The 19,428-nt window shown below is 31.0% G+C and carries 32 protein-coding genes and 1 tRNA gene; 3 read left to right on the top strand and 30 right to left on the bottom strand.

Annotated features, from left to right (window positions below):
* Positions 1-3: 3 nt before the first annotated feature.
* From CAQ16704_RS00420 to rpsJ, 27 genes are all read right to left on the bottom strand, one after another.
* The gene (locus tag CAQ16704_RS00420) at positions 4-1,287 is read right to left on the bottom strand and encodes an L-serine transporter (RefSeq protein WP_052245046.1); all 1,284 of its coding nucleotides are present in this window, start codon (positions 1,285-1,287) and stop codon (positions 4-6) included.
* Between the two features lie 274 nt (positions 1,288-1,561).
* A complete protein-coding gene (locus CAQ16704_RS00415) occupies positions 1,562-2,113 on the bottom strand; it encodes a ribonuclease HII (protein WP_039666393.1) in 552 nt (183 codons plus the stop codon).
* Positions 2,091-2,585 (bottom strand): DNA-deoxyinosine glycosylase, encoded by a 495-nt coding sequence (locus CAQ16704_RS00410; protein WP_039666392.1) that lies wholly within the window; start codon positions 2,583-2,585, stop codon positions 2,091-2,093. The genes CAQ16704_RS00415 and CAQ16704_RS00410 overlap by 23 nt, the downstream gene beginning before the upstream one ends.
* Before the next feature lie 47 nt (positions 2,586-2,632).
* Positions 2,633-3,280: a desulforubrerythrin gene (locus tag CAQ16704_RS00405; protein ID WP_039666391.1), complete on the bottom strand. Its 648-nt coding sequence runs from the start codon at positions 3,278-3,280 to the stop codon at positions 2,633-2,635.
* A gap of 84 nt (positions 3,281-3,364) precedes the next feature.
* A complete protein-coding gene (locus CAQ16704_RS00400; RefSeq protein WP_200884647.1) occupies positions 3,365-4,384 on the bottom strand; it encodes a type II asparaginase in 1,020 nt (339 codons plus the stop codon).
* A 125-nt stretch (positions 4,385-4,509) separates the two neighbouring features.
* Positions 4,510-5,250, bottom strand: a complete 741-nt coding sequence (gene murI, locus CAQ16704_RS00395; RefSeq protein ID WP_039666390.1) for a glutamate racemase — start codon at positions 5,248-5,250, stop codon at positions 4,510-4,512.
* Positions 5,251-5,291: 41 nt separating this feature from the next.
* Positions 5,292-6,554 (bottom strand): preprotein translocase subunit SecY, encoded by a 1,263-nt coding sequence (gene secY / locus CAQ16704_RS00390; protein ID WP_039666389.1) that lies wholly within the window; start codon positions 6,552-6,554, stop codon positions 5,292-5,294.
* On the bottom strand, positions 6,554-6,946 hold the full coding sequence (gene rplO / locus CAQ16704_RS00385) for a 50S ribosomal protein L15 (RefSeq protein WP_039666388.1): 393 nt from the start codon (positions 6,944-6,946) through the stop codon (positions 6,554-6,556). The genes secY and rplO overlap by 1 nt, the downstream gene beginning before the upstream one ends.
* A gap of 3 nt (positions 6,947-6,949) precedes the next feature.
* Positions 6,950-7,393 (bottom strand): 30S ribosomal protein S5, encoded by a 444-nt coding sequence (gene rpsE / locus CAQ16704_RS00380; protein ID WP_039666387.1) that lies wholly within the window; start codon positions 7,391-7,393, stop codon positions 6,950-6,952.
* Between the two features lie 16 nt (positions 7,394-7,409).
* On the bottom strand, positions 7,410-7,766 hold the full coding sequence (rplR, locus tag CAQ16704_RS00375) for a 50S ribosomal protein L18 (protein WP_039666386.1): 357 nt from the start codon (positions 7,764-7,766) through the stop codon (positions 7,410-7,412).
* A 9-nt stretch (positions 7,767-7,775) separates the two neighbouring features.
* Complete coding sequence (gene rplF / locus CAQ16704_RS00370) at positions 7,776-8,312, bottom strand: 50S ribosomal protein L6 (RefSeq protein WP_039666385.1); 537 nt, start codon at positions 8,310-8,312, stop codon at positions 7,776-7,778.
* A gap of 77 nt (positions 8,313-8,389) precedes the next feature.
* On the bottom strand, positions 8,390-8,785 hold the full coding sequence (rpsH, locus tag CAQ16704_RS00365; RefSeq protein ID WP_039666384.1) for a 30S ribosomal protein S8: 396 nt from the start codon (positions 8,783-8,785) through the stop codon (positions 8,390-8,392).
* Positions 8,786-8,797: 12 nt separating this feature from the next.
* The gene (locus CAQ16704_RS00360) at positions 8,798-8,983 is read right to left on the bottom strand and encodes a type Z 30S ribosomal protein S14 (protein ID WP_012660824.1); all 186 of its coding nucleotides are present in this window, start codon (positions 8,981-8,983) and stop codon (positions 8,798-8,800) included.
* Position 8,984: 1 nt separating this feature from the next.
* The gene (gene rplE, locus CAQ16704_RS00355; protein ID WP_039666383.1) at positions 8,985-9,530 is read right to left on the bottom strand and encodes a 50S ribosomal protein L5; all 546 of its coding nucleotides are present in this window, start codon (positions 9,528-9,530) and stop codon (positions 8,985-8,987) included.
* A gap of 1 nt (position 9,531) precedes the next feature.
* Positions 9,532-9,759: a 50S ribosomal protein L24 gene (gene rplX / locus CAQ16704_RS00350; protein WP_039666382.1), complete on the bottom strand. Its 228-nt coding sequence runs from the start codon at positions 9,757-9,759 to the stop codon at positions 9,532-9,534.
* Positions 9,759-10,127, bottom strand: a complete 369-nt coding sequence (rplN, locus tag CAQ16704_RS00345; RefSeq protein ID WP_012660821.1) for a 50S ribosomal protein L14 — start codon at positions 10,125-10,127, stop codon at positions 9,759-9,761. The genes rplX and rplN overlap by 1 nt, the downstream gene beginning before the upstream one ends.
* Positions 10,127-10,378, bottom strand: coding sequence for a 30S ribosomal protein S17 (gene rpsQ, locus CAQ16704_RS00340; protein ID WP_039617148.1), 252 nt, complete (start codon positions 10,376-10,378; stop codon positions 10,127-10,129). The genes rplN and rpsQ overlap by 1 nt, the downstream gene beginning before the upstream one ends.
* A gap of 9 nt (positions 10,379-10,387) precedes the next feature.
* Complete coding sequence (gene rpmC / locus CAQ16704_RS00335; protein ID WP_012660819.1) at positions 10,388-10,573, bottom strand: 50S ribosomal protein L29; 186 nt, start codon at positions 10,571-10,573, stop codon at positions 10,388-10,390.
* Entirely contained in the window at positions 10,560-10,985 is a 426-nt protein-coding gene (rplP, locus tag CAQ16704_RS00330) for a 50S ribosomal protein L16 (protein WP_039666381.1), read from the bottom strand. Before rplP ends, rpmC begins: the two co-directional genes overlap by 14 nt.
* A 2-nt stretch (positions 10,986-10,987) precedes the next feature.
* Positions 10,988-11,689: a 30S ribosomal protein S3 gene (rpsC, locus tag CAQ16704_RS00325; protein WP_039666380.1), complete on the bottom strand. Its 702-nt coding sequence runs from the start codon at positions 11,687-11,689 to the stop codon at positions 10,988-10,990.
* Between the two features lies 1 nt (position 11,690).
* Positions 11,691-12,065, bottom strand: a complete 375-nt coding sequence (rplV, locus tag CAQ16704_RS00320) for a 50S ribosomal protein L22 (RefSeq protein WP_039666379.1) — start codon at positions 12,063-12,065, stop codon at positions 11,691-11,693.
* 9 nt (positions 12,066-12,074) lie between these two features.
* On the bottom strand, positions 12,075-12,356 hold the full coding sequence (rpsS, locus tag CAQ16704_RS00315) for a 30S ribosomal protein S19 (protein ID WP_039617142.1): 282 nt from the start codon (positions 12,354-12,356) through the stop codon (positions 12,075-12,077).
* Between the two features lies 1 nt (position 12,357).
* On the bottom strand, positions 12,358-13,188 hold the full coding sequence (gene rplB / locus CAQ16704_RS00310) for a 50S ribosomal protein L2 (RefSeq protein WP_039666378.1): 831 nt from the start codon (positions 13,186-13,188) through the stop codon (positions 12,358-12,360).
* Between the two features lies 1 nt (position 13,189).
* Positions 13,190-13,471: a 50S ribosomal protein L23 gene (locus CAQ16704_RS00305; RefSeq protein WP_039617139.1), complete on the bottom strand. Its 282-nt coding sequence runs from the start codon at positions 13,469-13,471 to the stop codon at positions 13,190-13,192.
* A gap of 1 nt (position 13,472) precedes the next feature.
* The gene (gene rplD / locus CAQ16704_RS00300) at positions 13,473-14,087 is read right to left on the bottom strand and encodes a 50S ribosomal protein L4 (RefSeq protein WP_039617137.1); all 615 of its coding nucleotides are present in this window, start codon (positions 14,085-14,087) and stop codon (positions 13,473-13,475) included.
* On the bottom strand, positions 14,084-14,659 hold the full coding sequence (gene rplC / locus CAQ16704_RS00295; RefSeq protein WP_039666377.1) for a 50S ribosomal protein L3: 576 nt from the start codon (positions 14,657-14,659) through the stop codon (positions 14,084-14,086). The genes rplD and rplC overlap by 4 nt, the downstream gene beginning before the upstream one ends.
* A 9-nt stretch (positions 14,660-14,668) precedes the next feature.
* On the bottom strand, positions 14,669-14,980 hold the full coding sequence (gene rpsJ / locus CAQ16704_RS00290; RefSeq protein WP_012660810.1) for a 30S ribosomal protein S10: 312 nt from the start codon (positions 14,978-14,980) through the stop codon (positions 14,669-14,671).
* 224 nt (positions 14,981-15,204) lie between these two features.
* On the opposite strand from rpsJ, the gene CAQ16704_RS00285 reads away from it, so the two are divergent.
* Together CAQ16704_RS00285 and CAQ16704_RS08060 are read left to right on the top strand one after the other, a co-directional pair.
* Positions 15,205-15,280 (top strand) — tRNA-Ala (locus CAQ16704_RS00285).
* A gap of 15 nt (positions 15,281-15,295) precedes the next feature.
* Positions 15,296-16,357 carry an ATP-binding protein gene (locus CAQ16704_RS08060; RefSeq protein ID WP_039667657.1) on the top strand — a complete coding sequence of 354 codons (1,062 nt, stop codon included), beginning with the start codon at positions 15,296-15,298 and terminating at the stop codon, positions 16,355-16,357.
* Here CAQ16704_RS08060 and CAQ16704_RS00275 read toward each other — a convergent pair.
* The 3 genes from CAQ16704_RS00275 to coaE are packed head-to-tail and all read right to left on the bottom strand — an operon-like array spanning position 16,354 to position 18,374.
* Positions 16,354-17,061 carry a glucosaminidase domain-containing protein gene (locus tag CAQ16704_RS00275; RefSeq protein WP_039666376.1) on the bottom strand — a complete coding sequence of 236 codons (708 nt, stop codon included), beginning with the start codon at positions 17,059-17,061 and terminating at the stop codon, positions 16,354-16,356. The two genes, CAQ16704_RS08060 and CAQ16704_RS00275, sit on opposite strands and share 4 nt — an antisense overlap.
* Positions 17,036-17,785, bottom strand: a complete 750-nt coding sequence (dapF, locus tag CAQ16704_RS00270) for a diaminopimelate epimerase (protein ID WP_039666375.1) — start codon at positions 17,783-17,785, stop codon at positions 17,036-17,038. The genes CAQ16704_RS00275 and dapF overlap by 26 nt, the downstream gene beginning before the upstream one ends.
* Positions 17,772-18,374: a dephospho-CoA kinase gene (gene coaE / locus CAQ16704_RS00265; RefSeq protein ID WP_039666374.1), complete on the bottom strand. Its 603-nt coding sequence runs from the start codon at positions 18,372-18,374 to the stop codon at positions 17,772-17,774. The genes dapF and coaE overlap by 14 nt, the downstream gene beginning before the upstream one ends.
* A gap of 58 nt (positions 18,375-18,432) precedes the next feature.
* On the opposite strand from coaE, the gene purM reads away from it, so the two are divergent.
* Positions 18,433-19,422 carry a phosphoribosylformylglycinamidine cyclo-ligase gene (gene purM / locus CAQ16704_RS00260; RefSeq protein ID WP_039666373.1) on the top strand — a complete coding sequence of 330 codons (990 nt, stop codon included), beginning with the start codon at positions 18,433-18,435 and terminating at the stop codon, positions 19,420-19,422.
* Positions 19,423-19,428 lie beyond the last annotated feature (6 nt).

The following is a 19,428-nucleotide window of genomic DNA, read 5'->3' as shown; positions in this document are numbered from 1 at the left end:
CTTTTAAAAGGTATAAATAACAGTAATGATTGTCAAAACACCTGTGATAAATACAAAAGCATCTAAAGCTTTATTTTGGAATTTTTTCATTTTTGAAACAGTGTAAATTGCAACCATTGGCATTAAGAATAAAATCGCAGCAATAATTGGTCCACCTAAACTCTCAATAAAACCTAAAATACTTGGATTTATATAAGCAGTAACTAGCATAATAATATACATTACCAAAGTTGAATAAACTGCAATTTTTTTCAAATCAGGATTTTCATTACCTGTTAATTTACAACATTTTCTAACTATACCATAAGCACCTTCTCTAGCACCAAAATAGTGTCCAAAAAATGAACTAGAAATTGCTAAAAATGCAATCAATGGACCGCCATAAGAAATAAATGGATTGTCAAGTTTGTTTGCAAAATAAGAAAGAACAGGTATGTTTTGTGCTCTAGCTTCAGCAAGCTCTGTAGGTGTTAAAGATAGTACACAAGACACAACAAAAAACATAACAAAAGCAAGTAGCATTACAGAGGTTCTAAACAATACTTGATTTGCTTTTTGTACTGAATTTTCAGGATATTGTCTTTTCACGCTTAATGAAAAGGTAGAAATAGCTGGTGAGTGATTAAATGAAAAAACTAAAACTGGCAAAGTTAACCATACTATAGTGATAAATTCTTTTGTTCCAGGAATTGCACTAAAACTTTCAAAAGACCATTGTGGTATAAGATATAGTGAAAATAAAAACAAAATAGCACACAAAGGATAAACAAGCCATTCACATACTTTAGTAATCAACTCTTCGCTAAAAAGCATAATAAGCATAAAAATACTTACTAAAACAAAAGCAAAAAGAGCTCTATAAAAAGGGAGTAAATTCGCAACAGTTTTTCCTTGCTCATTCATGCTTGTTTGGTACATTGCACTAATTACATTTGCAAGAGAACCATTTGAATCTAAAAGTGGTAAAAATTGATTATAGATAAAACTTTCAAAGGTATTAGTTATACCAACACAATATGCTAAACAAATTGGAAAAATAGCAAAAAAATAAAGTATAGAAATAAATATACTCACTTTTCTACCAAAATACTCTTCAGCAGCATGTGTAATATCTCTATCATTACCGTTTGCTTGACACACAAAGCGACTTAATGCTCTATGGCTTAAATACACCATCGGAAAAATAATCAAAGCCATAACAACAACTGGCCAAAAACCACCAACACCTGCTTTAATTGGTAAAAATAAAATTCCTGCACCAACTGCTGTCCCAAAAAGAGAAAGCATCCAACGCGTATCAAAAGAATTCCACTTAAGATTATCCACATTTTCTCCTTGTCAAATATAATAAAAAATATTGTATTACTATATATAAAAAAAATTAAAATTTCTTAAAATTATTATTAGTTTAAAAAATTATATATATTTTTGATGAAAAATTATCAAAAATATATATAATAATTATTTTTTATCATATTTTAAATCTAAAAACTTTACTAAATGATAGCATAAATGTTTTTTACATGGTTTTAAAATTATAAAAAGTATCTAATTTTATATATCAGTCAAATAGTGTTTTTTCAAAACACTTTATGACAAAGCTTTTTCTATGTATAGATGAATATCCAAATGTTTTAATTTTTTCTATATGGGTTTTAGTTCCATAACCTTTGTGTTTATCAAATTCGTATTTTTTGTAAAATTTAGAAAAATAATACATTTTTCGATCGCGACTTACTTTTGCTAGAATACTAGCAGCTGAAACCTCTTGAATTTTCATATCAGCTTTAACCATGGTTTTAATACCCAAAATTCCATAATTTAAATTTCCATCAAATAAAATTTCATCTTGAATGAAATGTTTTTGTATGATTTTTAATCCAAGCTGCAGACATTGACTAAGACCTAAGATATCGATTTGTAAAGGAGAAAATGCAAGGATTAAAAATTTTGAATTGATGATAATTTGTTCGTATAATACTTCTCTTTTTTTTGCACTTAACTTTTTAGAATCAGCTAGGCCATCTATATTTTTTAAAAGCTTGCAAGCACATAAATGCATATCTCCAGCTAAGGCTCCACGCCCAGCTTCATCTACTCCTACTAATGCCATTATTTTCCTTTATAATGCTATATCTTTCTACTAATTCCTCTAAAGAGTAATTCATATTTGCAGGCGAACTCGAAGGAAGCTCAAAAAATTCTTTATCAGGATAAAATTTAAAAAAATACTTACTTGCAATTTTACCCAAAACATAAATTTTTTCTATTTTCGTTTTTTTTAATAATTTATCTATATCATTTACCTTTACATAAGAGATTGTTTTATCATCCGAATTTTTTATTTTACAGCTTGCTATAACATCCCATAATGCTATATGGTTTGTCTTTAAAAATATTTTCTGTTCTTGTATATTTTTTAGTTCACAATCAAATAAAATTTCAAAAATTTTCCAAAAACGATTTTTACTATGCTGATAATAAAATTTCTCTTCTCTTGATTTTATAGATGGAAAAGATCCTAAAATTAAAATTTTTGAATTTTTATCAAAAAAAGGCTCAAAGGGATGGTTTAGAATTTGCATTAAAAAACCTTGCAAAAATAAAATTATTTTATCAAGGTTTTTTGTAATTATCCCAAGAATTCACGTTTAAAATATTCTTTTGGTGCTTTACACAATGGACAGGCATTTGGTGCTTTTTTACCACGATGGATATGACCACAAACTTCACAAACCCATAATTCTTCTACTTCTGAGTTAAAAAACTCTTCCTCTTCAAGCATTTTTTTAAGTGCTAAATATTCTCTTTCGTGTTCAATTTCAACTTTACCTATAGCAGTAAATAATCTTGCTATATTTCTTTTGCCTTCATCCTCTGCAATTCTTGCAAAATTTGGATACATAATTGTATGTTCATAATTTTCACCATCTGCTGCACAGATTAAATTTTTAGTAGTTTCTTCTAAGGCTTTACCATCTATTAATTCATGATAAGCTTTATATTGTGCTCTTGCATGCCATTTCTCGTTTTCTGCAGCCTCTCTAAAATGCTTTGAAATTGCATGCCAACCTTCTTCTTGAGCAATATCAGCAAACAAATCGTATTTATTCCTAGCCATTGATTCACCTGCAAAAGCTTTCATTAGATTTACTGCTGTTAAATCTTTAGTAATGCATTCCATTTCTTGACCACAACAGCTGAGCTTTCCTCCACCAACATTTTGCACTTCAATTTCATTGCCACATTTTTGACATCTATAGCTTTCATATTGTTTCATTAATATCCTTGTGATTTAAATAAGTAAGATTTTTATAAGAAATCCACCCAAATATTCTTTTAGTATTTGGGTGTTTTAAAGATTTTAGTATTTTAAGAAGTATTCTTGAATTTTTTTAGGATCACTCGTTTTAGTTAAAGCAAGCATTAATAATACTCTAGCTTTTTGAGGGCTCATATCACCTGTATCAATAAAGCCAAGTTTTGCATCAGTATCACTAACCGCTACTCTACCCGCAACCACACGAGAACTTACTGCTACTTTAAGACCTTTTTTAAGCAGTTCTTTCAATACATCTTTTTGATAATCATGAATACTACCAGCACCAGTTCCTGCTACAACTATACCTTTAGTGCCATTTTCAAATAAAGCCTTAGCAGCAACGCCACTACCATCATTTGCATAACTATAAAGAATATCTACTTTTGGCAATTCTTTTAATTTGCTTACATCAAATGGAGATTTTTTAGTATGTAATTTTGTATTAGTATTGTAGAAAAATACTTTTCCATCTACTATATAACCCATATCTCCCATATCAGGTGAGCTAAACGCATTTACATTTAAACTATGAGTTTTTGCCACACCTCTAGCACTTTGAATTCTATCATTCATAGCTACCATTACACCTTTATTTTTTGCTTTAGGATTTGCTGCTAGAGCTACTGCATTGTAAAGATTTTTAGGACCATCTGCACTAATTGCGGTTGATGGACGCATTGCACCTACTAAAACAACAGGTTTATCACTTTTTACTGTTAAATTTAAAAAGTATGCAGTTTCTTCCATGGTATCAGTTCCATGAGTAATAACTATACCATCTACATCAGATTTTAAAAGCCTATTAACTTCTTTAGCTAGTTTTAGCCAAATTTCATTTGTCATATCTTTACTATCAATATTTGAAATTTGTTCCCCACTAATTACCGCTAGATCTTGAATTTGAGGTACTGCTTTAATCAGAGTATCAACAGTTAAAACCCCTGCTGTATAACCAGTAGTAGCAACTGAACTATCAATAGAACCAGCAATAGTTCCCCCTGTGGCTAAAATTGCAACTTTTGGTTTTGCTTCCAAAATCCCTGCTCCCAAGCTTAAAGCCATTGCCGCACACATTAACACTTTTTTCATGTTAGTCCTTTTATATTTTAGAAATATGAAAAATTATAATGTAACTATGTTTAATAAAAAATAAATTATAAATATTTTATAAAATTAGTAAATATTAATTAAAGCCATAATTTTGCAATTTTTTTTAGATTTTCTACATCACTTGAAGCGTAAAATTCAACATTAACATTTTCTTGAATTTGTGATAAATAAAATTCTTTTTGTAATTGCAAAGTTATAGCTTCACCTGAATGAATAAGTTTAGTTTGCTTTCCAAAATGTTGTTGCAATGCATTTGAAATTAAAGGAAAATGAGTACATGCTAAAATCAAAGCATCAGGTTTAAATTCAAGATTATTAAAATAATATTCAAAGGCAGAATTTAAAAAAGGACCTTCAAAAATACCTTCTTCAACCATGGGAACAAAAAGTCCTGTTGCCTTTTCCTCTACCCATAAAAAGCCTTCTTTTAATAAAGCTTGTTTGTAAGCATGAGAATCTACTGTGGCTTTTGTAGCAATAACTAAAATTTTAGATTTTTTATTTTTTAATGAATTTTTTACCGCCAAAACCCCTGCTTTTATCACTCCAAAAACAGGAAAAGGTGCATTTGCTTTTAAAATTTCTAAAGCATAGGCACTAACCGTATTACAGGCAATAATAAGCATATCTACCTTTTTTTCCTTGAAAAAATCCAAAGCTTCTAAAGAAAATTTAACGATTGTGTCTTTATCTTTTACACCATAAGGAACTCTTGCAGTATCTCCATAATATATGTATTCTTTAAAAAGTTTTGCTTGAAGCAAAGATTTTAAAACACTAAGACCACCTACACCACTATCAAAAACGCCTAGTCTCATTTAAATCTTTCAATAAATAAGAAAGTAGAAAAACTACTTTCTTATAAGCCTACTGCACTTAAAGTCTGGTATTTATTCATATAAACTTGAGCTTCTATTTTTCTCATTGTATCAAGTGCGACTTGCACTACAATCAAAACAGAAGTTCCACCAAAATAAAATGGCACACCAAATAATTTTACAATAAGCCATGGCAATGTAGCTACAAGTCCTAAATAAACAGATCCTGAAAGTGTAAGTCTTGATGCTACTTCATTAAGATAATTTGCAGTTCCTTCGCCTGGTCTAATACCTGGTATGAAGCCACCTTGTCTTTTAAGATTTTCAGCTATATCTTTTGAATTAAACACAATTGACGCATAAAAATATGCAAAGAAAATAACGAGCAAGAAAGTTAAAAAATGAAAGATGAATCCATTTGGATTTAAAAAATCATAAATTTTTAAAACATACTCGTTGGTGCTTGTTTGTAAAATAGTACTTGGAAACATCAAAATTGCACTTGCAAAAATAGGAGGAATTACACCACTTAAATTGATTTTTATTGGAATATAATTCATAATACGCTTATTTTGATTTTGCATAATTACTTTTCTTGAATAAGAAATAGGAATTCTTCTTTCTCCAAGCTCTACTATTATAATAGCCCAAATAGTAATTAAAATTACAACTAAAATGGCAATGATAGTCAAGAAATTCATTTCACCTGTATTTACCAAATTTACCGTTCCGCTTATTGCACTTGGAATTGTAGAAACAATACCACCAAAAATGATTAATGAAATACCGTTTCCTATACCACGTTGAGTGATTTGCTCACCAATCCACATTAAAAGCATAGTACCTGCAAGCATAGAAACAGCAGAAAGTGCAATAAAAATATTCATGTCAATCATAATAGCAGATTGCCCTGCTTTTCCATGAAGACTTTGTAGTCCTATAGAAACACCTATACTTTGTATTAAAGTAATTACTATAGTAGCATAACGAATGATTTGCATATATTTTTGCATACCATCACGCTCTTTTTTCATTTTCCCTATGTTGGGAAAAGTTGCCGCTAAAAGTTCCATAATAATCGAAGCGGTAATATAAGGCATAATGCCTAGAGAGATGATGCTAAGTCTTTCAGCAGCACCTCCACTAAACATGTTAAACAAGCCTAATGCATTAGATGCATTAGAATCAAAAAATTCCTTGATAACACTGACATTAACCCCCGGAACTGGAACATAAGCTAATATTCTATAAGCAAATAAAAAAGCTAATGTTATGAGAATTTTATTTGTCAATGTTTTATTCATTATTTTTGTCCGCTAAAAGTAATCTTCTCATCTTTAATTTTACTAGCAAGATTTTTAGCACTTGCTCCAATGAGCTTAATTTTGTTTATATTTTTTGAAAGTTTATGAACACTATTGATAGTTTCAAATGTAATCTCACTAAGCTCTTTAATAGCTGTGATTTTTTCAACATTGATCACATAAGGTTTTTCAAATTTAGAAGTAAAACCTACTTTTGGTAATCTTCTTTGAAGTGGTTGTTGACCCCCTTCAAAACCTCTTTTTTCATTATAACCTTTTCTAGCAGTTTGGCCTTTCCCACCTTTAGTTGAAGTTTTGCCCATACCGCTACCTTGACCACGACCTATTCTTTTGGTTTTATGTGTTGAACCTAGTGCCTTTGTTAAATTCATTGATTATCCTTTAAGCATTGTAAGTGCTTTAATAGTAGCACGCACAACATTTGCTGAATTATTTGAACCTAAAGACTTAGTTAAAATGTCTTTAATACCTGCAAGCTCTACTATAGGACGTGTTGAACCACCTGCAATAACTCCTGTACCTTCACTTGCTGGCTTAAGTAAAATTCTACTTGCATTATATTTAACTTCTACATCATGAGGAATGGTAGAACCTTTTGTTTTAACTTCAACAATATTTTTAAAAGCATCATCCACTGCTTTTCTTATAGCATCTGGAACCTCTTTAGCTTTACCATATCCTACGCCAACTAAGCCTTTTTTATTTCCAACAATAACTAAAGCAGTAAATCTAAATCTTCTACCACCTTTTACAACCTTAGTAACCCTGCCGATATCGACGATTACTTCTTCAAATTCTTCTCTATTATATTTTTCCATCGATCTTCCTTTTGGGTTATAGTTTGATTCCGTTTTCTCTAAGTGCTTGTGCTAAAGTTGCAATCACTCCATGGTATAAATAACCATTTCTATCAAACACTGCTTCTTCTATATTTTTAGCTTTTAAGTTTTTCGCAAATTCAATTGCTATTTTTTTAGCACCTTCTTTATTTGCTTTTACACCAATTTTTCTACCATCAACCGCTACTAGAGTTACTGCTTTAACATCATCAATAGCTTGGATATATAAAGTTCTATTTGATTTAAAAACAGAAACTCTTGGAAGAGCTTGTGTTCCTGAAATTTTTGCTCTAATTCTTTTTTTTCTTTTAACCCTTAAAGATATTTTTCTTTTTAATACATTTGCTCTCATATCCTATCCTTATTTCTTAGATGTTTTACCAGCTTTGCGGATAATACGCTCTGTAGAATATTTAACACCTTTTCCTTTATAAGGTTCAGGCGGTCTAAATTCGCGAATTTGAGCAGCAACTTGGCCTACAACTTGTTTATCACTTCCTTTAATGATAATATTATTTTTATCAACAGTAATTTCTATACCCTCTGGAATAGCATAGTTGATAGGATGAGAAAAACCTAAAGCAAGTTCAAGAACTTTACCCTTTAATGCAGCTTTATAACCAACACCATTGATTTCTAAAGTTTTACTAAATCCTTCAGTTAAACCAACAACAATATTTTGCGCTAAAGCTCTGTATGTTCCCCAGTAAGCTCTACTTTGTCTATCTTCACCTTTAGGAGAAAAAAGAATTTGTCCTTCTTTAATCTCAACATTAACATTTGCTTTTGTATCAAGCTCTTTTGCTAAATTTCCTTTTTTAAATTTTAGCAAGTTACCTTCTAATTTTACTTCTACTCCATTTGGAATAGCAACTGGTTGTTTACCTATACGAGACATTCATTTTCCTTTTTACTTGTCTACGATATGACTACTTTATAAGAATGGATACCGAATACCATAAAAAGTAGAAACTCTTACCAAATAGTACATAAAACTTCGCCACCAACACCTGCTTTATAAGCTTCATCGTTAGCCAAAACACCTTTTGAAGTGCTTACTACAATAGTACCATAACCGTTTTTAAATCTTTTGATTTCATCTTTACCTTTATAAACACGACGACCAGGCTTAGAAATGCGCTTAACTTCGTTAATCACGCTTTTACCTTTTTCATCATATTTTAAAACTACATTGATGAATTTCTTTTTATCCTCTTCAATAACATTAAAGCTTTCAATATAGCCTTTAGTTTGGAAAATTCCAAGCAAGGCTTCGATAACTTTAGAATGCAAAAGTTGAGTAGTTTCTAGCCTTCTCATTCCTGCATTCCTAATTCTTGTTAGTGAATCTGAAATTAAATCATTTATCATGGTTCTTTCCTCTTACCAACTTGCTTTTTTAAGACCAGGAATTAAACCTTCATTTGCCATTTTTCTAAGGCAAACTCTACAAATCCCAAAATCTCTATAAACTGAATGTGGTCTTCCACAAATTTGGCATCTAGTATACCCTCTAACACTAAATTTAGGTTTGCGGGCAGCTTTTGCAATCATTGATTTTTTAGCCATATTACTTTCCTTTTGCAAATGGCACGCCAAATAATTCTAATAATTTTTGTGCCTCTTTATCTGATTTTGCTGTTGTCACAATAGAAATGTTCATACCATGTGTTCTTAAAATTTTATCATACTCTACTTCTGGGAACATCAACTGCTCATCTAAACCAAAATTATAATTTCCTCTTCCATCAAAACCATCTTTTGAAAGACCTCTAAAGTCTTTAACCCTCGGTAAAGCTATAGTTATAAGTTTATCAAGAAAAGCGTACATGTTATCTTTTCTTAACGTTACCATAACTCCAACTGGAAAGCCTTCTCTAACTTTAAAACCAGCAACTGATTTTTTAGCTTTTGTTATAACTGCTTTTTGTCCAGCTATTAAAGAAATAGTATCTGCAACATTTTGTAATACTTTTTGATCTTTTGCTAATTCCCCAGCACCTACACTTATAACAATTTTTTCAATAAAAGGAATAAGCATAGGATTTTTGATATCAAATTCTTTTACTAAAGCAGGTTTGATATTTTGAGTGTATTTTTCTTTTAATCTCATCATCTTATTCTCCTGCTTTTGTTACATTTGAAATATCCATTGGCATTTCTTTATTGATAAAACCACCGTTTGGATTTTTATCACTTGGCTTAACAGCTTTTTTAGCAATTTTACAACCCTCAACAATCACTTTATTTGTTTTAGGAAGCACTGCTAAAACTTTTCCTGTTTTGCCTTTGTCATCGCCTGCGATAACTTTTACCATATCATTCTTTTTAATTTTTAATTTCATTACAACACCTCCGGTGCTAGTGAAACAATTTTCATAAAGCCACCATATCTTACTTCACGACCTACTGGTCCAAAAATACGCGTTCCGATAGGCTCTCTTTTAGCATCAAGAATAACTGCTGCATTTTCATCAAAACGAATTAAAGAGCCATTATCTCTATGAATTTCTTTTTTAGTTCTAACGATAACCGCTTTTACTACTTGACCTTTTTTAACTTTACCATTTGGTAGAGCTTTTTTTACAGATGCAACAATTACATCACCAACAGTAGCATATCTTCTTTTACTACCACCTAAAACCTTAATACACATTAATTCTTTTGCACCGCTATTATCAGCAACTGCAAGCCTAGTAAAACTTTGAATCATTACTCAACTCCTGCTGATACTATAGTTTTTAAGCGAAATGATTTTCTCTTAGAAAGTGGTCTACATTCAATAGCAACTACAGTATTTCCCACTTTAAGTTCATTTCTTTCATCATGAATTAAATATTTTTTAAAGCGTTTTACGATTTTTCTGTATTTTGGATGAACCACTTTTCTTTCAACCAAAATTGTTGCTGTTTTATCTCCAGCAATTTGAACAACAACGCCTTGAATTTCTCTTTTAAATGCCATTTTCTATCCTTATTTTAAAGCACTAATTGCAGTATTGATTCTAGCGATGTCTTTTTTAACTTCGCTTATTTCTTTAGGATTAGTTAGCTGCATTGTTTTTAGCTTTTGTCTTAAAGTAAATAAAAGCACCTTTTTTTCTTTTAGCATTGTTGCAAGCTCACCTGCTGTTTTATCTTTAATCTCAGTATATTTCATTTTGGCTCTCTCTTGTAACAAACTTAGTTTTAAATGGCAATTTATGCATAGCTAAAGTTAAAGCTTGTCTTGCCATCTCTTCATTAACCCCTGCCATTTCATAAATAATACGGCCTGGTTTAATGTTCATTACCCATTCTTCAACTGCACCTTTACCTTTACCCATACGAGTTTCTAAAGGTTTTTTAGTTAAAGGTTTATCAGGGAAAACTCTAATCCAAGTTTTACCTTGTCTTTTTACAAAACGAGTTAAAGCAATACGAGCTGCTTCGATTTGACGTGAATTTATACGACCAGCTTCAGTTGCTTTTAAAGCAAATTCACCAAAAGTAAATTCAGTTCCTCTATTGGCATAACCTCTATTACGCCCTTTCATCATTTTACGATATTTTGTTCTTTTTGGCATTAACATGATTATTTACCTCTTCTTGCTCTTCTAGTTTTTTTAGCCGGAGCGTTTTCTTCGGTTTTTTCAGGTTGAACACCTTTTTGTAAAACTTCACCTTTAAAAATCCATACTTTAATACCTATATTTCCATAAGTTGTATGTGCTTCTGCAAAACCATAATCAATTTTTGCTCTTAAAGTATGAAGTGGAACACGACCTTCTAGATACCATTCTGTTCTTGCCATTTCAGCACCACCTAAACGACCTGAAACTGAAACTTTAATGCCTTTAGCACCTGCTTTTTGCGCTCCTTGAATTACTTTTTTCATTGCTCTTCTAAAAGCAATTCTTTTTTCAAGTTGAGTAGCAACACTTTCAGCTGCAAGTTGAGCTGAAGCTCCTGCTTTCCTTTCTTCTTTGATATTGATATTAACTTCTTTTTTGATTAAATCTTGAAGTTCTTTCCTTAAAACATCAACATCACTACCTTTTTTACCAATAATAATTCCCGGTCTTGCAGCTACAACAGTAACGCGAAGTTTTTTAGCTGTTCTTTCTACAAGAATTTGGCTAATTCCCGCATAATAAAGCTTTCTTTTTAAGAAAGTTCTGATTTTATAATCTTCACCAATATTTTCTGCTAAATTAGCTTTTGTAGGAAACCATCTTGATTCCCAGTTTCTATTAATTCCTAGTCTTAAACCAATCGGATTTACTTTTTGTCCCATATTAGCTTTCCTTTTTCACTGATGCTTTTTTAGCTTTTGTAGTTTTTTCAGCACTTGCTTCTATTTTACTAACTTCTACCAAAATGTGTGAAGTCGGCTTTCTAATACGACTAGCACTTCCTCTAGCTCTTGGTCTAAATCTTTTTAAAACCGCACCAGCATCAACACGGCAACTTGAAACAACAACTTCATTTGCTTCAAATCCACCATTTGCTACAGCACTTGAAATAGCATTTGCTATAAATTTAGCACCTTTATTTGGCATAAATTTTAAACTAGCTAATGCAAGTTCTGCATTCATACCTTGAACTTCTCTAGCAATCAATCTCGCTTTAGTTGGAGATAATCTTATGAATTTAATTAATGCTCTACTCATAAATCTCCCTTACTTACCTATTTTTTTCTGAACAGAGCCTTTATGACCCTTAAATGTTCTAGTAGGCGCAAATTCACCTAATTTATAACCTATATGATTTTCAGTAACATATACTGGGATAAAGCTTTTTCCATTATGAACATTAAAAGTTAAACCTATCATATCAGGTATAATAGTGCTGCGTCTTGACCAAGTTTTAATTGGCTTACCATCGTTAGCTTTTTTAGCAGCGATGACTTTTTTCATTACATGGTCATCAACAAAAGGACCTTTTTTTAGTGACCTAGCCATCTTACTTTCCTTTTCTTCTTGAAATTATTAGCTTATCGCTAGCTTTTTTACGGCGAGTTTTAGCACCTTTAGTTGGTTTACCCCATGGAGTAACTGGGTGACGACCTGAATTTTTCTTACCTTCACCACCGCCGTGTGGGTGATCAACTGGGTTCATTGCAGAACCTCTTGTTTGAGGGCGAATACCTCTGTGGCGATTTCTTCCTGCTTTACCTATAGTTACATTAGACCATTCTTCGTTACCAACTTCACCGATACTTGCCATACATTCAGCTAAAACTTGTCTCATTTCACCACTAGCAAGTCTTAAGATAACATATTTTTCTTCTTTACCCATTAATTGAGCATAAGCACCAGCTGAACGGATCATTTGACCGCCTTTACCTGGTTTTAACTCAATATTATGAACGATAGTACCCACTGGGATATTTTTTAGTTTCATTGCATTACCTGGCTTTATATCAAGTCCGCTTTCAGCAGCACAAATAACATCACCAACACTTAAACCTTTTGGTTGTAAAATATATCTTTTTTCACCATCTCTATAAGAGATTAATGCGATACGACAATTTCTGTATGGATCGTATTCGATTGCTTCAACTTTACCTTCAATACCAAATTTTCTTCTTTTAAAATCTATAATTCTGTAAAGTTTTTTAGCACCTGCTTCTTTGTGGCGACTTGTGATTCTACCATTATTGTTACGACCTGCATGAGCTGGAAGTTTTACAAGTAATGAACGCACACTAGCTTTTGCTGTAATATCATCAGAGCTTACACCTGTGATATATCTTCTACTTGGAGTATATGGTTTATAAGTTTTAATTGCCATCTTATGCCTCCGAACTTTCTAAGCTCACACCTTCTGGTAGCTTAACATAGAATTTTTTAAAGCTATTTCTTTGACCTTCACGACCTCTAAAACGCTTTACTTTTCCATCCATTTTTAAAGAATTAATTCTTACTGGAGTTACACCAAAATATTCTCTTAATACTTCTTTTAGACCATTTTTAGTCATTTTTGGAGAAGTTTGAATAACTACAACACCTTGCTCTTGAAGGTTTAAGCTTTTTTCAGTGTAAAGTATTGTTTTTATATCAGTAATATCTGCCATTTTAACCCTCTTTTACGATAGATTCAAGCGCTGCTTTTTCAATGATAACAGCATTAAATACAGATACTAAATAAGCATTTACTTCGCTAATATCAACTACATAGCAATTTGCTAAGTTTCTAAAAGCAAGAAGTGTTTTTTCATCTAGTAAATCTTTTACAATTAAAGCATCTTTTAAACCAAGCTTTTTAATAACTGCATTTGCATCTTTTGTTTTACCGCTTTCAATGCTTAAACTATCTACTGAGAATAACGCATTGTTTTGTGCTTTATCAGCCAATGCTCTTTCAAGCGCTAAGCGTTTTTGTTTTTTATTAACTTTTTGAAAATAGTTACGATTGTTTGTAGGACCAAATGCCACAGCACCACCAACCCAAACATTCGTTCTTGTTGAACCTGCTCTTGCACCACCACGACCTTTTTGTCTCCATGGTTTTTTACCACCACCGCTTACATCACTTCTACCTTTAGTATGAGCTGTGTTTGCTCTAAGGCTAGCAAGATAAGATTTTACATATAAATAAAGGTTGTGAGGATTAACTTCTGCATATTTTGCTGGAAGATCGAGTTCACTAGCTTTTTCAAATTTATCATTTAAAACAGTTACTTTACTCATTTTGCAATCCTTATTTTACCCATAGCACCATTAAACCCTGGTACTGCACCTTTTACTACTAAGATGCCATTTTCTTCATCAAATGAAACTACTTCATTTTTAACAGTAACTTTTACATTACCATAATGACCTGCCATTTTCATACCTGGTTGAACACGACCTGGCCATTCGCGGTTACCTATAGATCCGTGACGTCTGTGGAATCTTGAACCATGACTTGCAGGACCTCCGGCAAATCCATGTCTTTTAACAACCCCACTATAACCTCTACCTTTAGAATTAAAGCTTACTTTTAAAACTGAAGCTTCTTTTAAAGGATTAAGATCAATATCACCTGCTTGTGTATTTGCTACTTCTAAAGAAGCAAATCTATTATATTCAGCTGAAAGATTGTATTTTTTTTGCTGACCAGCAACGCATTTATTATTTGCTTTACCTTTTACATAAGCAACCAAAGCTTTTCCATTTTCTACTTCACATACTTTAGTTTGAACAAGTTTAAGTAAGGTTACAGGAATGCTTGGTGTACTGATTGTTCTACTCATACCAATTTTTTCTACAATGTATTCCATATTCTATCCTTATTTACCCATAGCTCTTACTTCAACATTGACCTCTGGAGCCAAGTCAAGCTTAGTAAGTGAATCTACTGTATCTGGAGTAGCTGCTACTATATCAAGCATACGAGCATGAATTCTCATCTCAAATTGCTCACGTGAATCTTTATTGATATGTGGAGATTTCAAAACTGTATATCTTTTTATTTTTGTAGGCATTGGCACTGGACCTCTAATGTCAGCACCTGTTCTTTTAACAGCTTCTACAATTGCTGCAACTGTGCGATCTAGAACTCTATGGTCATAAGCTTTTAGCTTAAGCCTAATTCTTTCCATATTTTTTCCTTTGTAAAGAACTTGTTAGACACATAAAATCTAACTACCATATAAAATGATTTCGAGATTATATAAAAAGAGTTTTTACTATGTCAAGAAATTTATATATTTTTTTAAATTATTTTCCTTATTATAAGGATAAAAATTGGTTTTTATAGAATTTTAATTATTTTATTTCATTAAGAAAGTCTAAGAAAAAATATAGTATTATTACAAAAAATCAAGGGGCATTAGCTCAGCTGGGAGAGCACAACGCTGGCAGCGTTGGGGTCAGCGGTTCGAACCCGCTATGCTCCACCACAATTAAAGAACAATATGAAAACTCTACAATTTTTTTATGATAATTACCCAAAAATTCAAAAATTTGATGAAAGAAAACTTCAAATTCAAACTCATAAAAACATCATTATAAAAGGTGGTTTTGCAAGTGGTAAAAAAAATTTTATTTTAAATTTTTTATCTTTATATAAAAGTGAAAATATACTTTTTATAGATTGTGATGATTTAAGATTTAACGTTAATGATTTAACTTATTTAAATTCTTTTCTAACTTACAATCTACAAATTAAATTTCTAATACTTTGTAATTTTAATCATAAATTTGATTTTAATAGTTTAAAACATTTAAATTTACAAATCATACTAAGTACATATAATTCGAATTTACATTTAGATCATTTTGAAGAAATTCATCTTGATTATTTAGATTTTGAAGAATTTTTAAGCTTAAATAAAAAATACATAGATACTAAAACTATGATGAGTTATTTTTTACATACTGGTCGTAATATTATCTTAAATCACAATTTAAACACCGGCTCATCTTATCTAAAAAGCTTTTATAGCCCCTTAGAGCTTAATATACTCAAACAAATTTCCCTAGAGTTAGGAAATGAATTTAGCGTTAATGAATTATTTAAAACTTTAAAAAAAACCATCAAAATTTCTAAAGATACTTTATATAAAAATATAGAAAATTTAGAAGCAAACTATACTTTGTATTTTGTAAAAAATTATGAAAAAAATCTAAAAAAAGTGTATTTTTGGGATTTTTCCTTGAAAAATTCTCTTAGTGTGCAAAAGGATTTTAGTGCTTTATTTGAAAATTTGGTTTTAAGTGAGCTGTTTAAATTCAAGCAAGAAATTTTTTACACTAAGTATTTTGATTTTTACTTACCGAGCTTTAAAAATGCATTTTTATGCTCACCTTTCAAAGATAAAGACTTGCTAACATTAAAAGTAAAAAAAATTCTTAGCAAAAATCAGCTTCCACTTTCAACTATTTTCATCATCACGCTTTCGCAAAGAGATGAATTTTTTATAGAAGGAATTCGTGTGATGATTTTACCTTTTGATGAATGGGCTTTAGGAAATTAATCTAATTTATCAAGCTCATGTTGATTGATAATAGAAATAATAAGTTTAGTGTAATTACTTTTAATTTCTGAATATTTTTCTAAATGATTTGCTGCTTCTTTACCATCAAGTTTTTCATTTTTACTTATAGTATCCCACCGCCAAGTTCTAAATTCTTTATAAGCATCATGCCGGTTTAAGTTAAGCATATAAGAATCTACACTTTCTTGCAAAGTGTCAAATATACGAATTTTATGGGTTTTACCCTTGCCTCTTTCTTTTGGCACCAAACCTTTCTCACCCCAAGTCCATTCTCCAAATAAATTATTTGCTTCTTTAGCAAAGCGACTTGTACCAGTTGCACTCTCTATAATAGCTTGAGCTATGGCTAAAGATTTTGGTACCTTTTGGATACGCATTTGGTATTCTTTGCGATCGTATAAATTTTTAACACGATATTTTTCTTTTAAAGACCATAATTTTTCCATAGCCTTAGAATTTAAATTTCTAAAATTCTTTTTTATGGCTTCTTTAAAAAAAGACTCTATGAATTTCCTTTCTGATTCTACCTCTTTAAAGGAAATATCTAGCAAAGCGTTGATTTTTTGTATGAAAACTTCGCGTTTTTCTTTTATGCTTAAAGCATAGTATTGCTCATCAAAACCTGCTATAAATTCAGCTTTCACAAATAAAATACTACTAAGTAAAATTATAATCAGCTTCAAAACAACACTTTACCTTTCCCTTAAAAAATATTTGTTCATCTTCTACTCTAAAATATAGATCTTCATTACTTTTTGGCTTTACTAAAATATCATCTTTTACTTTTTGATTTAAATACGCTAAGTAAAAACAAGCCCCCATGCCCGTACCACAAGCTAAGGTTTCATCTTCCACCCCTCGCTCATAAGTTCTAACTCTTATAAACTCATCATCTTCCACTTTAGCAAAATTAACATTTGCATTATATTTTTTACGTACCTCTTTGCATAAATTTATATCAAACTCATTTAAATCATCAACAAAGGTTACTATATGTGGAACTCCGGTATTGCAGCCTTGCCAAATTCTGCCTTTATATTCAAAAGCTTCTTTGATATCCTTTACTCCACTAAGTTTGATTTCAACTATATCATCATCAACAAAAGATTTTATAAGTCCTGCACCAGTTAAGAAATTTAAATATTGAGATTTTTTTAAATAATGATGAGCAAAATGTGCTACTGCACGCGAACCATTGCCACACATATTTGCCTTGCTTCCATCGCAATTATAAAATTCCCATTCAAAATCATATCTATCATGAGGCACTACCACTATAAGTCCATCAGCACCTATACCCTCATAACGATTGCAAAGAATTCTAGTTAATTCACTGCGATCTTTTTTTTCTTTATCTGCAAATATCACAAAATCATTTCCACTAGCACAGTACTTATAAATTTTCATTTATTACCTTTAAAGTATTTTTTAGGAACTTTAGCACATTTTTTTCAAATATTTCATAACTAGAATCATTTTTTATTACAAAATTTGCTTTTTTTAGTTTTTCTTCTATATTAAGTTGTAGATGAATTCTTTTTAAAGCTTCATCTTTATCTAAATCATCTCTTTGCATAAGTCTTTGAAGCAAAAGTTCTTTTGGAGCATAAATCAATATACTTTTTCCTAAATTTTGATAATGATTATTTTCAAAAAATAAAGGTAATTCTATAAAAAAGGCCTTGTTTTTTTTATCTATAATTTGGGCTTTTTGTAAAATTACTTCTTTGACTTTAGGATGTAAAAAATTTTCTAGCTTTTTTTTGGCTTTTAAATCATTAAATACAATAGCACCAAGTTTTTTTCTATCTATTTTTCCTGCTATGATTAAATCATCGTTATTAAAAAGCTTAGTTATAGAGTTTGCATTTTCATTTAAAAGCTCATGAGCTATCACATCTGCACTTAAAGTATCAAAACCCAAATTTTGAACTATTTTTATAAAGCTTGACTTTCCACCTGCTATACTTGAAGTTACAAAATAAGCATTTTGCATAATTTAGCCTTAAAACATTTTTAGTTAAAATACCTTTTAAATTCTTAAAGGAAGATAAATGAATATAAGCTATGAAGATGCGGGCGTAAGTATAGATAATGGTAATGCTTTTGTAGAAGCAATCAAGCCTTTAGTAAAAGAAACTTTTAATGAAAATGTTTTAGGCGGTATAGGCTCTTTTTCTGGTGCTTTTGCTATACCAAGTGGTTTTAAAAATCCTGTTATACTAGCAGCAACGGATGGAGTGGGTACAAAGCTACGTCTTGCTATTGATAGTCAAAAATTTGACACCATAGGCGAAGATTTGGTAGCAATGTGTGTGAATGATTTAATTTGTAATTTTGCTATGCCTTTGTTTTTTTTAGACTATTATGCAACTGCAAAGCTAGATGTAGAAGTAGCTAAAAAAGTTGTAGTAGGAATTACAAATGGCTGTAAAAAAGCAAATTGTGCTTTAATAGGTGGGGAGACTGCTGAAATGCCTGGAATGTACCATAACAGTGATTTTGATTTAGCTGGTTTTTCAGTGGGTATAGCTGAAAAAGACGAGATAGATAGAAGAAATTTTGTAAAAAATGGAGACATTTTACTAGCCCTACCTAGCAGCGGACTTCATTCTAATGGATATTCTTTAGCTAGAAAAGTATTATTTGAAGTACAAAAGCTTAAGTTCGATGATAAAATAGACAACAAGAATTTAATTGATATCTTACTTGAGCCTACAAGAATTTATGTAAAAGACTTTTTAAAATTAAAACCTTTCATCAATGCACTAGCTCACATCACCGGTGGTGGTTTGGTAGAAAATTTACCTAGAGTTTTCCCAAGAGGAATCGGTGCTATCATTAGAAAACACCATCTAAAAACTCCTGAAATTTTCTACCAAATAGGCCAAAGCGTAGAAGAAGCCCAAATGTATAGAAGCTTTAATATGGGCGTGGGTTTAGTTATGGTAGTAGATCCATCTAATGTGAGTAAAGTTTTAGAAAATTCAGACGCTTATGTAATAGGTGAAGTTGTATTAAATGAAGGGGTTGTTTTAGAGTAATAGTCT

Source organism: Campylobacter sp. RM16704 (genome assembly GCF_000816245.1).
In the GTDB taxonomy this organism is placed as follows: Bacteria; Campylobacterota; Campylobacteria; order Campylobacterales; family Campylobacteraceae; genus Campylobacter_D.
This window is presented reverse-complemented; position numbering and strand designations above follow the sequence as displayed.